The 14,006-nt window shown below is 63.6% G+C and carries 15 protein-coding genes; 13 read left to right on the forward strand and 2 right to left on the reverse strand.

The annotated features are described in order from the left end of the window. Together ccsA and J3489_RS24025 are read left to right on the forward strand one after the other, a co-directional pair. Positions 1–179 (forward strand): cytochrome c biogenesis protein CcsA (gene ccsA, locus J3489_RS24020; RefSeq protein ID WP_207002510.1); only part of this gene is annotated, 179 nt, incomplete at its 5' end. Between the two features lie 135 nt (positions 180–314). After that, complete coding sequence (locus tag J3489_RS24025) at positions 315–824, forward strand: DUF1269 domain-containing protein (protein ID WP_207002339.1); 510 nt, start codon at positions 315–317, stop codon at positions 822–824. A 23-nt stretch (positions 825–847) separates the two neighbouring features. Here J3489_RS24025 and J3489_RS24030 read toward each other — a convergent pair whose 3' ends face one another. Continuing rightward, positions 848–1,480, reverse strand: a complete 633-nt coding sequence (locus J3489_RS24030; protein ID WP_207002341.1) for a lytic transglycosylase domain-containing protein — start codon at positions 1,478–1,480, stop codon at positions 848–850. Positions 1,481–2,013: 533 nt separating this feature from the next. Between J3489_RS24030 and J3489_RS24035 the strand changes: the two genes are divergently transcribed. Continuing rightward, positions 2,014–2,793, forward strand: coding sequence for a response regulator (locus tag J3489_RS24035; RefSeq protein ID WP_207002343.1), 780 nt, complete (start codon positions 2,014–2,016; stop codon positions 2,791–2,793). A 7-nt stretch (positions 2,794–2,800) separates the two neighbouring features. Here J3489_RS24035 and J3489_RS24040 read toward each other — a convergent pair whose 3' ends face one another. Further along, positions 2,801–3,877, reverse strand: coding sequence for a sensor histidine kinase (locus tag J3489_RS24040; protein WP_242540256.1), 1,077 nt, complete (start codon positions 3,875–3,877; stop codon positions 2,801–2,803). A 340-nt stretch (positions 3,878–4,217) separates the two neighbouring features. Between J3489_RS24040 and J3489_RS24045 the strand changes: the two genes are divergently transcribed. The 10 genes from J3489_RS24045 (at position 4,218) to J3489_RS24090 (ending at position 14,001) form a co-directional block, all read left to right on the forward strand. Beyond that, positions 4,218–4,853: an SCO family protein gene (locus tag J3489_RS24045; protein WP_374193483.1), complete on the forward strand. Its 636-nt coding sequence runs from the start codon at positions 4,218–4,220 to the stop codon at positions 4,851–4,853. A gap of 48 nt (positions 4,854–4,901) precedes the next feature. Next, positions 4,902–5,558, forward strand: coding sequence for a response regulator (locus tag J3489_RS24050; RefSeq protein ID WP_309491417.1), 657 nt, complete (start codon positions 4,902–4,904; stop codon positions 5,556–5,558). Positions 5,559–5,740: 182 nt separating this feature from the next. Then, positions 5,741–6,190 (forward strand): type II secretion system major pseudopilin GspG, encoded by a 450-nt coding sequence (gene gspG, locus J3489_RS24055; RefSeq protein ID WP_137337550.1) that lies wholly within the window; start codon positions 5,741–5,743, stop codon positions 6,188–6,190. A gap of 52 nt (positions 6,191–6,242) precedes the next feature. Beyond that, positions 6,243–7,445 carry a type II secretion system F family protein gene (locus J3489_RS24060; protein ID WP_207002350.1) on the forward strand — a complete coding sequence of 401 codons (1,203 nt, stop codon included), beginning with the start codon at positions 6,243–6,245 and terminating at the stop codon, positions 7,443–7,445. Positions 7,446–7,583: 138 nt separating this feature from the next. Beyond that, positions 7,584–9,188 carry a GspE/PulE family protein gene (locus J3489_RS24065; protein WP_242540262.1) on the forward strand — a complete coding sequence of 535 codons (1,605 nt, stop codon included), beginning with the start codon at positions 7,584–7,586 and terminating at the stop codon, positions 9,186–9,188. Continuing rightward, positions 9,169–10,059 (forward strand): hypothetical protein, encoded by an 891-nt coding sequence (locus tag J3489_RS24070; RefSeq protein WP_207002353.1) that lies wholly within the window; start codon positions 9,169–9,171, stop codon positions 10,057–10,059. The genes J3489_RS24065 and J3489_RS24070 overlap by 20 nt, the downstream gene beginning before the upstream one ends. Beyond that, complete coding sequence (locus tag J3489_RS24075) at positions 10,056–10,586, forward strand: PilN family protein (protein WP_207002356.1); 531 nt, start codon at positions 10,056–10,058, stop codon at positions 10,584–10,586. The genes J3489_RS24070 and J3489_RS24075 overlap by 4 nt, the downstream gene beginning before the upstream one ends. After that, positions 10,583–11,149, forward strand: a complete 567-nt coding sequence (locus tag J3489_RS24080; RefSeq protein ID WP_207002358.1) for a hypothetical protein — start codon at positions 10,583–10,585, stop codon at positions 11,147–11,149. Before J3489_RS24075 ends, J3489_RS24080 begins: the two co-directional genes overlap by 4 nt. Next, positions 11,146–11,754 carry a hypothetical protein gene (locus tag J3489_RS24085; protein WP_207002360.1) on the forward strand — a complete coding sequence of 203 codons (609 nt, stop codon included), beginning with the start codon at positions 11,146–11,148 and terminating at the stop codon, positions 11,752–11,754. The genes J3489_RS24080 and J3489_RS24085 overlap by 4 nt, the downstream gene beginning before the upstream one ends. Next, the gene (locus J3489_RS24090) at positions 11,755–14,001 is read left to right on the forward strand and encodes a type IV pilus secretin PilQ (protein WP_207002362.1); all 2,247 of its coding nucleotides are present in this window, start codon (positions 11,755–11,757) and stop codon (positions 13,999–14,001) included. Positions 14,002–14,006: the final 5 nt, after the last annotated feature.

Genomic DNA, 14,006 nt, shown 5'->3' on the forward strand with positions numbered 1-14,006 from the left:
AGACCTGGGCGCTGATCGTCTGGCTGAACTACGCGGCGTGGCTGCACATGCGCCTGATGAAGGGGCTGCGCGGCGCGGTCGCCGCGTGGTGGGCGCTCACAGGCCTGCTGGTGACGACCTTCGCATTCCTCGGCGTCAACATGTTCCTGTCGGGGCTGCACAGCTACGGCAGCCTGTGAGGATAGCGAAAGACCATCTACGGGTCTCTACCCACGCATTTCGGCGAGCCTTCCTACTTCAAGCCTGCTTCGGCCCGGGCAAGAATGCAATCACGGGTCTCGGTGTGAGCCCGGTGCAAAGTAGGAGTAACCGAAATGAGACGAATCTATCTTCTGTTGCCCACCAAACAGTGTGCGTGGGCGATCGTCAACGAGATGCTGATGCAGCGGGTCGAGTGGCGGCATATGCATGTCATCGCCAACGAGAATGTGTCAATCAACGGCCTGCCGCAGGCATCGCTCGCGCAACGCAGCGACCTGCTGCCGGCGCTGGCGCGAGGCACTGCAGTGGGTTGCGCGACCGGGATGATGATGGCGCTGTTTGCACTCGCTTTTCCGCCCGAAGACCTCACAATCGCCGGCGGCGCCGTGGTGACGATCACGCTTTCAGGCGCGGGATTCGGCGCATGGGCGGCCTCGATGATCGGCATCGATGTGCCGAACACGCGATTGAAGCGCTTCGAAGAAGGGATCCATCGGGGCGAGCTTCTGATGATGATCGACGTTCCGAAGGACCGCGTGGAGGAGATCGAGCAGATGATCAAGATTCACCACGAGGAGGCGCGCATCGAGGGAACGGACCCGACCATCCCCGCGTTTCCGTGACGCGTGCGCAAGTCCTCCGGTGATCAACTGGCCGCGAGAAGCTGCTTGTAACGCTCCAGCACTCGCGGAACGTACAGTCGTGTTTCAGGCAGCGACGGAATACGATAGCCGGCACGAATCACGGCATTCTCTCCGGCATTGTAAGCGGCCAGCGTAAGCTCGACATTCTCCTTGAACAGATCGAGGAGGAATCGCAGATAGCGGGCGCCGGCCAGCACGTTGTCTCGTGGATTGAGCATGTCGCCTTCCGAGAAGCGACGGGCGGTTTCCGGCATCAACTGCATCAGTCCCAGCGCACCTTTTTCCGACACTGCCTTCGGGTTGTATCCCGACTCGACGTCGATCACCGCGCGAAGGAGTTCGGGCTGAACGCGAAAGGAGCGGCTGGCCTCGTCGATCACATCCGCGAACAAGGCGAGCTGAGCGCTGCCGGATGACTTGCGGGACGTGCGCTTCGCGCCAGGTTCGCCTGGCGGGTCATCTGCGACGATTACCTTCAATCCGGGCTTGCCCGGCACGTTCGTGAGAACGATCGCTCCGTTGCTGTCGACCCCGCCGAATATCTGTGCGAGCGCCGTACCTGGCAGCACCGCGCCGAGCATGGCGAATGCGGCAACGGTCACGCTTCCCAACGTGGATGGCGGGCGCCAATGCATCTTCGTGTTCTCCTGCACCTGAATTGTGGTGTAAGAAAGAACGGATCAGCAATGGGGCACCTCCCTACATTTTGAGGCGTGAAATGGCTGCCGCAATGCCCAGTTCAGGAACTTTACGTTCGAAACAGACGGTAACGGGCGGAAATCGGCGGTAATAAATCAATTGTCAAATGCGGTGTCTGCATTGTTCTCAATTTACGCAATTGCTACGAATTCATTTTCGTGCGGCGGCAAAAAAGGAGTGATTTCCCCGCGATCCGTAGTGATACCAATCCTCGGGAAAAGTCGAAGGAGTTCAAATCTGAAACATTTTCGACATCCGGTGTGCTCCCGATGTGCCGGGAAATGCAGAGATCCGCGCCGTTGCTCGCTTGCAGAGAGGTGGCGCGAACCTTGCGAATCTCAGGCGCATCGCAGTCGCCTGACAGAAACTTGAAGCAAACACTTAGGAATTCGAAATCAAAAAGTGAAAGATTTGTGAATGGCAGGAATATCGTCAGCGACCGGGACCAGTAGAACCGGGGAGAAAAGGCATGAATACCAAATGTCGCGTTGTAATCGCAGAGGATCACGATCTGCTGAGAAATGGGCTACGTTCGATGCTGTGTGCGCAAGGCGACTATGACGTCGTCGGCGAAGCAAGAGACGGCAAGGAAGCCTGCCAGCAGGCGATGACGCTCACCCCTCATCTGATCCTGATGGATCTGTCGATGCGGGGGATGAATGGCATCGATGCCAGCGCGACGATCAAGCGGCGATCGCCGAGCGTGCGGATCATTGCGCTCACGGTGCATCAAAACGAGGAGTACGTGCGGGAAGCGCTGCGTGCTGGCGTCGAGGGTTACGTGCTGAAGGACGTATCGTTCGACGAGCTGCTGGTCGCGATGCGCTCCGTCATGCAGGGTAAGAAACACCTGAGCGCGGACGTGTATGGGTACATGGTCGACTCGTTCGTCAGCGGCCGCGAAGCGCCCGCACCGAAGCATGTATGGGACGTTCTGACGGGGCGCGAGCGCAGCGTGCTGAAGCTGATCGCGGAAGGACGCACCAACCGGCAGGTCGGGCAATACCTGAACCTGAGTCCGAAGACGATCGAGAAGTATCGTGCGAGCATGATGCACAAGCTCCATATCGTCAATCTCACGGAACTGGTTCTCGTCGCGATGAACATGGGTCTGCTGACCTCGCTCGCCGCCAAGTGCGCTGAGCCGAACGTGGACGATGAGCACTTGCCGGAACGCTCCGATCCGGCGCCGGACTCCAGCCCGGGGGGCGAACTGCCCGAATACAGGATCGGCGATGCGGGCAACTGAGCGCGATCTAGAGCATCCAGGTCGCGCAGACGCGGGTACCCGTCGCGGCGGATGACTCGATCGAGAACGCGCCGCCGTGCATCTCGACGCGGTGCTGCATTCCGATCAGGCCCAATCCTGTCGTATACGCGTCTTCCGTGGCGAGCGGGTGGTTCTCATAGCCGATGCCGTTGTCCTGAATCGTCAACAGCAAGCCGCCCGCGTCACGCCGCAGGCTGAGGGAGATTTCCGTAGCCTCGGCATGCTTGACGGCGTTGTTCAGCGCCTCCTGAGCCACTCTGAACATGTCCGCCTTCAGATGCTCAGGCACGTCCTTATCCACGACATCGCAGTCGAACACCACCGACATCGTCTCCGTGCCGTGCTCGATGCGCCGGCACAGCGAACCCAATGCCGCAGGCAGCCCCAGCTTGTCCAGCATGAGCGGCCGCAGTTCGCCGCATATCTGCCGCACGTCGCCGATCGTTTCGCGGACTCTGAACACGGTCGCATCCAGCAGGTTCGCCGCATCGTCGACCTGCCCGCGGCGTATGCGCATCAGTGCGTCCTCCGTCATCAGCTTGACGAGGGTCAATGCCTGCCCGAGGCCATCGTGCAATTCCGCAGCAAGACGCTGGCGCTCCTTCTGCTGGCCCATCATCAGATACTTCTGGCACAACCGCTCGCTTGCATCGAACAGCTTGGGCGGGTCGGCAGACCTGGGCTCGAAGATCAGGGGCTCTTCGAAAAGCGTCAGCAAGACGATCGATTCCGTCTGTCTCGTGGGCAACCGTTGTTGATGCAGCGCGAGCCGCGTTGGATGGCCCGTCCGGCCGCTGATAACCGCACTGAACGAATGAAACTCGCGAGCCGCGCTCGCGGACAATTCGTCTGCCAATTCGGCGCGAAAGTCGTCGGGCGCAAGGTCGTCGAGACGCTTGCCGACGAGCTCGGCGCTCGAATAGCCGAGCAACGCGGAAGCGCTGCGGTTTGCCGACACGAAGGTCCCGTCGGGCGTGAGAATCGCGAGCGCGGCGCCACGCGCGTCGGTGACGACGCCGGTGTCGGATTGGCTGGGGTGGGCCGCGCTACGAAGCTTGCGCATTGCTTCGATCAGATCTGGCAATCCTACCTGCGGTCCCCCTGGCGGCCTTTCATCCATTGGAGCTCCCGATGGGTCGGCATAAGCAAATCGCAAGGTTACCGAAATTGTAGGCCGCGATCCAGGCGCGCCACAACGGGGAATTGATAGGGTCGCAGTGTGGGGACATCCCGGTTGCACAGTGCGGGTTTTCCATCAAGCGGGGATGCCCTACCGTCGTTTGGGGTCCCTCATCCAATGACGCTTGCCGGCAAGTTCATGACACTGCACGGGTGAGGGAGTGAAAGCGCCGCGACCTGCGCATCGCACAGCGCGACCTTTCTTCTCGTTTCCGGAGACCAGTATGAACAGGACTGCAAAATCAAGGATCGGCGCATTCGTGATGACGGGCGTGGCGCTCGCGGCAACGGCGGCGTGGAGCGCACCCGCCGAGGACGCTGCGGCCGTTGCCGATCCTCACGCGCATCATCACATGATGGCGGGCATGACGACGCGCACGACGGCCCAGTACACGCTGCCCTCGGTCGAACTCGTGCGCGACGACGGCAAGACCGTCTCGCTGATCGGCGAGCTGAACGATGGCCGGCCAGTGATCCTGACATTCATCTACACCACCTGCACGACGATCTGCCCGATGATCAGCCAGACGCTCGGGAAATTGCAGAGCGATCTGGGCAGGGACCGGGACAAGGTCCACATCGTGTCGATCTCGATCGATCCGGAAGAGGACACACCGGCACGGCTCAAGGCGTACGCGGCCAGGTTCGAAGCTGGCCCCGAGTGGCAGCACTATACCGGCACGGTCGAGGCGAGCGTTGCGGTGCAGCGCGCGTTCAACGTCTATCGGGGCGACAAGATGAACCACACGCCGGTTGCATTCCTGCGCGCCGCGCCCGGCAAGCCCTGGTTGCGCATCGACGGCTTCGCGACACCGTCGGAACTGCTCGCCGCCTATCACGACGTGACCGCTTCCAATTAGGCGCGCAGCGTCCAGCAAGGAGCGACGAAATTGGAAAAAAAACATCGTGTGCTGATTGCGGAGGACCAGCATCTATTGCGCAGCGGCCTTTGCCGCATGGTTTCCGAACTGGACGACTACTGCATCGTCGGCGAGGCGAGCGGGGGGATCGAAGCCCATCGCCTCGCCGGGGAGACGCTGCCCGATCTGATCCTGATGGATCTGACGATGCCGGGTGGCAGCGGCTTCGAGGCGATCACCGCCATCAAGCGCGACTCCCTGCGCATCCGGATCATCGTCCTTTCCGTTCATTGGAGCGAAGACCATGTGCGGGAAGCGTTTGCCGCCGGTGCCGATGGATACGTGGTCAAGGACGCATCGTTCGACCAGCTGGTCCGGGAGATGCGTTTCGTGATGCAGGGCAAGCGCATGGCCGGTGCCGATGCCAACCGGATCTGCGCAGACCCGCGCGGATCGCAGGAGGACATCGCGCACAAGGCGAGGTTGTGGAACGCGTTGACCGGCCGCGAGCGTACCGTGCTGCGGCTCGTGGTGGAGGGGCACACCAACCGCCAGGTTGGCGAGTGCCTGAGTCTCAGCCCGAAAACCATAGAAAAGCATCGCGCGAACCTGATGCGCAAGCTAGGCATCAGGAACCTGAACGGCCTCGTGCGCCTCGCGATCGACATGGGCGTGCTGACGCCGCCCCGCGACGAGCATGTGTGAAATCCCTCCAGACGGGGACGGTGCAACTGGGGGGTATTTACCCATGTCTTTGGACGGCACTCCCTACTTCTTGGCCGTATCGACCTGAACAAGAATGCATTCAACGGCTTCAGCGATGCTGAAGCGGTGAGTCGATACAGGGGGAAGCCGTGCATAGCGAATCGACCTCTATCCAACGCGGCATGCAGGAGCCGTCACGGCACTACGTCGGCCTTGCCGCACGCGCGCGCGTGAGCCGCGGCTTCACGCTGCTCGAGCTGCTCGTCGTGATGGTCATCATCGGATTGCTGGCGGGTCTCGTCGCACCCCGATATTTCGAACAGGTCGGCAAGTCGAACGTCAAGATCGCGCGTGCGCAGATCGTGTCGCTCGGCCAGGCGCTCGATCAATACCGGCTGGATGTCGGTGTGTATCCGACGACCGAAGAAGGCCTGGAGGCGCTCGTGGTCAAGCCGCAGAATGCGACCCGCTGGGGCGGGCCGTATCTGCAGAAAGCGGTGCCGGTGGATCCGTGGGATCGCCCCTATCAGTATCGTTCGCCGGGTGACCACGGCGACTACGACCTGTATTCGCTTGGCAAGGACGGGCGCGGCGACGGCTCGGGCGAGAACGTAACGATCTCGTCATGGTAGGGATGCGTGGCGCGGCTGCGCCGGGGGCGGGTTGTCTGCAAGGAGAGTCGACGTGAAGTACGTGCTGCGTGTCTTCGATACGAATGGCTCGGTCCAGACGCTGCGCATCGACAGCGATTCGTCGACGACCGCCACGGCGCTCGCGCGCTCTCGCGGCCTGCGCGTCGTGTCGGTTCGCGCCGACGGCGGCCGGCAGCGGCATCGTGCGAGCCGGCTGGGGATACACGGCGCCCGGTTCAACGTCGAACTCTTCGCCCGCGAGCTCGCCGCGCTGCTTGACGCGGGCGTGGGTGTCGTCGACGCATTGCGCACGCTTGGCGGCAATGAACGCCGGGAGACGTCGGCGCAAGTGTATCGCGACCTCTTGCGCCAACTCGAAGAGGGGCAATCGCTGTCCGCGGCGCTCGAGCACGCAAGCCATATCTTCCCGCCGGTGCTGGTTGCGTGCGTGAAGGCGAGCGAGCAGACCGGCGGTCTCGCCGATAGCCTCACCCGTTACTCGCGCAACAGCGCGACACTCCATGAGCTGCGTGCACGGGTGGTGTCGGCGGCGATCTATCCGACGGTCCTGCTGCTCGTCGGCGCGGCTGTGGTCCTGTTCCTGCTCGGCTTCGTGGTGCCGCGCTTCGCCAGCCTTCTGGAGCACAGCGGGCGCGCGCTGCCGCTGCTATCGCGCCTGCTGATGGCCTGGGGCGGCATGGTGCACGCGCACGGGTCCGAGCTGACCCTCGGCCTCGCCGTGCTGGCCGCGGCGACCGGCTTCGCGTTGCGCCGCCCGTTCGTACGGAACTGGATCGCCGATCGCTTGCTGGCCCTGCCCGGTATCGGGCAACACTTCCGCGTTTTTCGCCAGTCGCAGTTCTATCGCACGACTGCCATGCTCGTCGACGGCGGCATTCCCGCAGTGAAGGCCTTCGACCTTGCACGAGGCCTGGTCGGACGCGCGGACCAAGCCGCGCTCGCCGGCGCCCTGCAGCAGGTGCGCAACGGCGCGAAGGTCTCGGATGCGTTTCAGGAGGCGGGGCTCGCCAACGCGATCGCGTACCGCCTGCTGACGGTAGCAGAGAAGACGGGCGGTCTCGGCCCCGTGCTCGACCGGATCGCGGCGTTCCAGGAGGCGCAGGTGTCGCGCACGATCGATCTGATTTCGCGACTGATCGAGCCCGCGATGATGATCTTCATTGGCGTGGTGATAGGCGGCATCGTCGTGCTGATGTACATGCCGATCTTCGAAATCGCGTCGAGCATTCAGTAGAACGTATTGGGGAAGCGCGTGGATACCGTCATCGCCCTACCGGAAGGCCTTCACGCCGAAGCGCGCGCCGATCTGCGCGACGCACTGAGAGCGCTCGGCGAGCGGCATGGTTCCGGCCTCCGCGCGCTCGAGGAACTGATGGCGCAGACCTCGCTCAGCGCGGACGAACTGCGCGTGCAACTGGCAGCGCTTTTCCGGATGAAGTCGATCGCTATGCGCGAGCTGAATCAGCTCGAACCGGATTTCGAAGTGATTCCGTTCGTCGACGCGACAACCCGCCTCTGCGTGTGCTTCCACGATCCGGACGGCGGCAATGGGCTGCTGTTCGCGATCGCCGATCCGCTCGATGCACGCACGCGCGGCTGGGTCGAGCATCGGATGCGCTCGCGGCCCAGCGTCCCGTATCGCTGGGCGCTCGCAAGCGCAGGAGACGTCAATGCGTATCTAGCCGTGCGCGAAAAGGACGTCCGCGCGATGGACTCCCTCGCGTTCGACGACCCGATCCAGAACACGGTCGATCCGGCCTCGCTGGCGTTGACGCTGCAGGGCATCAGCAGCGACGACAGTCCGGTGGTCAGACTGCTCAACTCGACGATCTACGACGCGCTCAAGATGATGGCGAGCGACATTCACCTCGAATGCCGCGCGAATGGGTTGATGATCAAGTGCCGCGTGGACGGCGTGCTCACCGTGGTCGGCCGTGCCGAGGGTCGCGACGTCGCGGACCAGGTGCTCTCGCGCGTGAAAGTGATCTCCGAGCTCGACATCGCGGAGCGGCGCGTGCCTCAAGACGGCCGTTTCAAGGCGCAGTACGCGGGGCGTGAAATCGACTTCCGCGTGTCGATCATGCCGAACCAGTTCGGCGAGGATGCGGTGCTGCGGATCCTGGACCGCTATCAGCTTTCGCAATCCGCAGGCGGTCTGACGCTCGAGGCACTCGGCTTTCAGGAGGGCGACACGCGCTTCATGCGCACGATCGCATCGATGCCGTACGGGATGCTGCTCGTCACGGGGCCGACCGGAAGCGGCAAGACAACGACGCTCTACGCGATCCTGACGGAAATCAACAACGGCCTCGAGAAGATCGTGACGATCGAGGATCCGGTCGAATACCAGCTAGGCGAGATCCTCCAGATCCCGGTCAACGAAGCGAAGGGACTCACGTTCGCACGCGGACTGCGCTCGATTCTCCGGCACGACCCGGACAAGATCATGGTCGGAGAAATCCGCGATCCGGAAACGGCGCAGATCGCCGTGCAGGCCGCACTGACCGGGCACCAGGTGTTCACGACCGTCCACGCGAACAACGTGTTCGACGTGATCGGCCGCTTCACCAACATGGAGGTCGATCCGTACAGCTTCGTTTCCGCGCTGAACGGCGTGGTTGCACAGCGCCTGTTGCGGCAATGCTGTCCGGACTGCATGACCGAAGACACGGTCGACAACGAGACGCTCATCCGCTCCGGAATCGACCCGGACGCAGCGGGCAGCTACCTCTTTCGCCGCGGCGCCGGCTGCGCCTCATGCCGCGGCAGCGGGTATCGCGGACGACGTGCGATCGCCGAGGCGCTGCGCATGAACGACGAGTTGCGGCAACTGCTGTCGGAGCGCGCGCCGCTCGGACACATCAAGGCCGCGGCGATGCGCTACGGCATGCAGACGCTGCGCGTCGCCGCGATCGATCTCGTGAAGCGCGGCGAAACGACACTCGAGGAGATTAACCGTGTCACGATGGTTGAATAGTCCGCTTGCGATTGGAGTCGGCACACGCGAAATCGTCGTCGGGGTACGCGCGCCCGGACAGTGGCGCTCGCGCAAACACCTGCCGCCCGCGGAGCCGGCCTGCATCACGATTCCCGATGACCAGTACGGCACCGAGTCGGGTCTGCTCGACGCGCTGCGCGCGGCTCTCGTCACCACGTCCGGCGCCGCTGCGGGTGACGCAGATGAGAAAGCGCCCCGCGAGGCGAAGTCGTCGACGCGCAACGCACACGTGGTGCTGGACGATTTCTGGGGCAACCACGCGATCTTGCGCGGCGACTTTCGCACCCTGCGAGCGCGCGAGCTCGAAGAGATCGCGCTGGCCCATTTCACCGATACCTATGGGATCGCCGGCGAATCGCTGCTGGTGCGCTTCTGCTTGCAGCCAGGCGGCCGTGCGCTGTTTGCGAGCGCCATGTCCCGCGCGCTTCATGACGGCATTCATGAAGTGAGCGCCGCCGGAGATGTCCGCATTTCCCGCTTGAAACTGGGTCTTCCGGAAATGCTCAATCGCATCGATGTCGCGGCGGGCGGCGACACGCTGCTGATGTTCGTCGCCGAGGAGTTGATGCAGGCCGTGATGATCGAGCGGCGCGGCTGGGCCGCTTATGACGCGCAGCGCCTCTTTCCCGGCGATGCGGGCAACGCTTCGCGGCTTGCCGAACTGGCCGAGCAGCTGTTCGAACGCTCGGCGACTCGTGCGGGCCTCAAGCGGGAAGATTGCACGATCTATCTGTTCGGGAACGACACCGACCCGGCGCCGTTCGAAGCGCGTTTTGCGGCTGCGGTGCGGCCGGCACAACCGGCGGCGGACAGCGCACCCGCCCGTCGGCTGATGGAGTATGCGCAATGATCCAGATCCTCGATATCGACTTCGGCAGGCGCCGTGTCCGCTCCGGGACGAGCGGCTTGATCCTGTTGTGCGCCGCGGTTCTGCTGCTGCTCGTATGCGGCGCGCGGCTTTGGCATGCGCATGCCGAGAACGATCGCGTGCAGGCGGAGCTCGACGCCGTCCGGCATCGGACGCTCGCGCAGAAACACGCGGTGAAGCCGCCGCCGACACCGGCCGCCAAGCAGGCGGAAAAGCAGAGCCTGTCGATACTGCGCGAACTGACTGTGCCGTGGCAGGACCTCTTTTCGATCGTGGAAGATTATCCGGACCATGATGTCGCGCTGATCGGCATCGACCAGAACCCTGCGCAGAGCCAGATTCGCATCACGGCCGAAGCGAAGAATGTCGACGCGATGATCGCGTACCTGAAGTATCTGCAGACGAGCGTGCTGCTGCGCGAAGCCGTGCTCAACGAGCATCTGGTCGAGACCAATGTGCCGGGCAAGCCGGTTCGTTTCCAGATCACTGCCGTCTGGAGGAAGTCATGAAAGCGGATCAACTGCAGGACCTGCTGCTGACACTGCGGTTCGAGCTACGGCGCTCGTACGGCCTGCCTGGACTCCTCGGCGCGCTGATGATCGGCGCGGCAGCCCTCATGTGCGCCGAGATCTCCAGCGTGGACGCCGATACGAAGGAGATGCAGGATCCGGCGCGGCTCGCGCTGGCGGCCAAGGCGCACCATCTGGCCGGCACGCGCAGCGTGGAGGCGGACGCGATAGCGCTCGACGCCTTGCCGGAGCTGTTCCCGCGCTTTTCGCAAAGCGCGGATGATATCGCGGCGATATTCGAGCAGGCACACGGCAGCAATCTGACACTTGGGTCTGCCGAGTACCAGGTGAACACGGATGCGGGCACGCGCTTCACGCGCTATCAGGTGATGTTGCCCGTCAAGGATCAGTACAGCGCGATCCGGCATTTTCTTGCGTCGGTGCTCAACAGCGTGCCGAATGCAGCGCTACGGGAAATCCATGTCGAGCGTCCCGCGGTGGACGGCAATATTCTCGACGCGCGGGTGCGCTTCGAACTGATTTACCGGAGCGCCCAGCCATGAAACCCGCTCTGCGCATGCGTGTGCTGCTGGCGTTTTGCGGATTCGCGGCCGCCGGGGCAGCGTATCGCGTGCTGGTCGCGGCGCCCCAGACGCCGGCGCACGTCGCCGTGCTCGACAGCCGGCATCGCAGCGACGCGCACGCGGGGCCAGTTGCCATGCACCGCATGCTCGCATCCGGGGCGGCCGCAAAGACCGCGGCGCCGGCATCCGCGGCGCATGGCGCGGCCGCCAGCACGGCAGCGGCGACACCCCGTGCGAAGCTCGTCTCGTTGCGCGCGCCGCTTTCCGTCGAATCGGCCCACGATCCATTCACGGCTTCTTCGTGGCTTCCGCCGCCGCCTCCCGTCGAAGTGCCGGCCGCACCGGTGCGGCCGGCTCCCCCGGTCGCGCCCCCCGTGCCTTTTACCTACGTGGGGGAACTCGACGCAAAGGCGGACAAGCCGCAGGTTTTTCTCAGCAACGGTGACCAGTTGCTGATCGTGTCGCCAGGCGATGAGATCGATAGCCAGTATCGCGTCGAGTCGGTGTCGGAGTCGGACGTGGTGCTGACCTACCTGCCGCTGCACGAAAGACAGGTGGTATCCATTCCAAGAGAGGACAAGTGAATGAAAACCTCACGCACACGGGGTGCGAGCCGCGACGAGGACTGCGGCCCATCAACACGCCTCTCGCCAGTCATCCTGTTCCATGTCCAGTGCTCGGGCGCGACGCAGGTCGCGAGAAGGCGTGCGCTTGCGATCGCCGTGTCGGTGCTCGCCTTCAGCGGCTGCATGCACGTCCCGAACATTCATGACGATCCGACCAACGCACAGGTGAAGGTCGACTATCTGAACCAGCGCAACAGCCAGGTCAACGCGCTGCTCGACCAGGCCGATCTATTCCGCCGGAACTACCAGTTCGACGAGGCGGTCCAGCGACTCTATATGGCGAACGAGATCGACCCGACCAATGAGCGCATACGCAAGATCGGGGCGATGATCGATCACGACCGCAAGGATCTGGCCATCCTGCAGGAGGCCGACCGCATGATGAAGCGCGGCTCCTATGCGCAGGCGGCTGATCGGGTGCACCGCGTGCTGGTGGAGAACCCGACCAATACCCTCGCGCTGCAGATGCAGAAGGAGCTCGACGAGAAGCGCAGGCAGCAACGCGCGGAACGGGACGACAAGCTTGCTGCTTCGTCGATCATGCAGAAGCCGGTGACGCTGCAGTTTCGCGACGCGAACGTGCGCATGGTGTTCGAAGCGTTGTCGCGCACCACGGGGCTGAATGTGATTTTCGACCGCGACGTCCGCGCCGACCTGAAGACGACGATCTTCGTGACGAACGCGTCGGTGCAGGACACGGTTGACATGATCCTGATGCAGAATCAGCTCGACAAGAAGCAGCTCAACGCGAATACGCTTTTCATTTACCCCGCGACCCCCGCCAAGCAGCTCGAATATCAGGAGCTCAAAGTACGCACGTTTCAGTTGTCGAACGTCGACTCCAAGCAGATCCAGCAATTGCTGAAGAGCATTCTGAAGATCAAGGAGGTCGTGATCGACGAGCGTGCGAATACCGTGACGATTCGCGGCACGCCGGACACGATCAAGGTTGCCGAGGAGATGATCGCCGCGCAGGATCTGCCGGATCCCGAGGTGATGATGGAGGTCGAGGTGCTGGAGGTGTCGCACGAGCGCCTCTCCGATCTCGGCATCGACTGGCCGAACTCGTTCACGGTGTCGACCCCGAGTACCGTGGATACATGGGGCGCGCTGCATCATCTGCCGGTCAATGCGCTGAACGTCAGCGGCCTCTCGGCCACGGCGAACTTCAAGCTCACCGACACCGATGCGAACCTGCTTGCGAGTCCGCGCATCAGGACACGCAACCGGGAGAAGGCGCGGATCATGATTGGCGACAAGGTGCCGGTGATCTCCAGCTCCAGCACGCCGAGCACGAGCGGCCCATCCTTTACGCAGATGATTCAGTACCTCGATGTCGGCATCAAGCTCGAAGTGGAGCCACGGGTCTATCGCGACGGCGACGTCGGCATCCAGCTGAATCTCGAAGTCAGCAACATCACGAATACGATCTCGAGCAACAATTCACAGGGCTTGAATTCGCTCGCCTATCAGATCGGAACACGCAGCGCATCGACGAGTCTCCGCCTACGGGACGGCGAAACCCAGATTCTCGGCGGCCTCATCTCGGATGAGGACCGCAGGACTGCCGACAAGGTGCCGGGTCTCGGGCAATTGCCGGTACTAGGGAGGCTGTTCTCCAACCACCAGGGTGACCACACCAAGACCGAGATCGTGTTGCAGATCACGCCGCACATCATCCGGCCGCAGCTTGCTGCCGATGCGGACACGCAGGAATTGTGGTCGGGCACCGACGTCAATGTGCACGCCGACCAACTGCGGCTGGATCCCGTCATGGCGAGCGCGGAAACGTCCGTGGTGCCTGCGGCGAAGCCGATGCCCGGCATGGTCGGCGGCGGCACGGTAGGCGGCGCGTCGCCGGCAGCGACTCCCGCGCTGCCGTCCCCGTCGAACGGCGCGTTCGGGCAGATGGCGCCGGCGCCGCGCACGACGCCGCCGCCCGAACCGTACGGTGGACGCTTCTCGAGATCGCCTGCACCGCAAGCGGCTCCCGCAGGGCGGGCCGCCCAGAGCGCGGCGCCGGCACCGGCTGCGCCGCCGCCAGCGGATCAGGCGGGCGGCGAAGCGGAGCCGGGCCCTGGGGCCGCCGAGACACCGGCGCCCGCGCCGCCCGCCGCACCGCCAGCGCCGCCAGCATCGCTGCAGATGCCGCCTGGCACCATGCCGAGCGATAACCCGCTTCACTCGATCCAGAACGGGTACTGAACCGT

Origin of the sequence: Trinickia mobilis (assembly GCF_017315705.1) — a bacterium.
Taxonomy (GTDB): domain Bacteria; phylum Pseudomonadota; class Gammaproteobacteria; order Burkholderiales; family Burkholderiaceae; genus Trinickia_A; species Trinickia_A mobilis.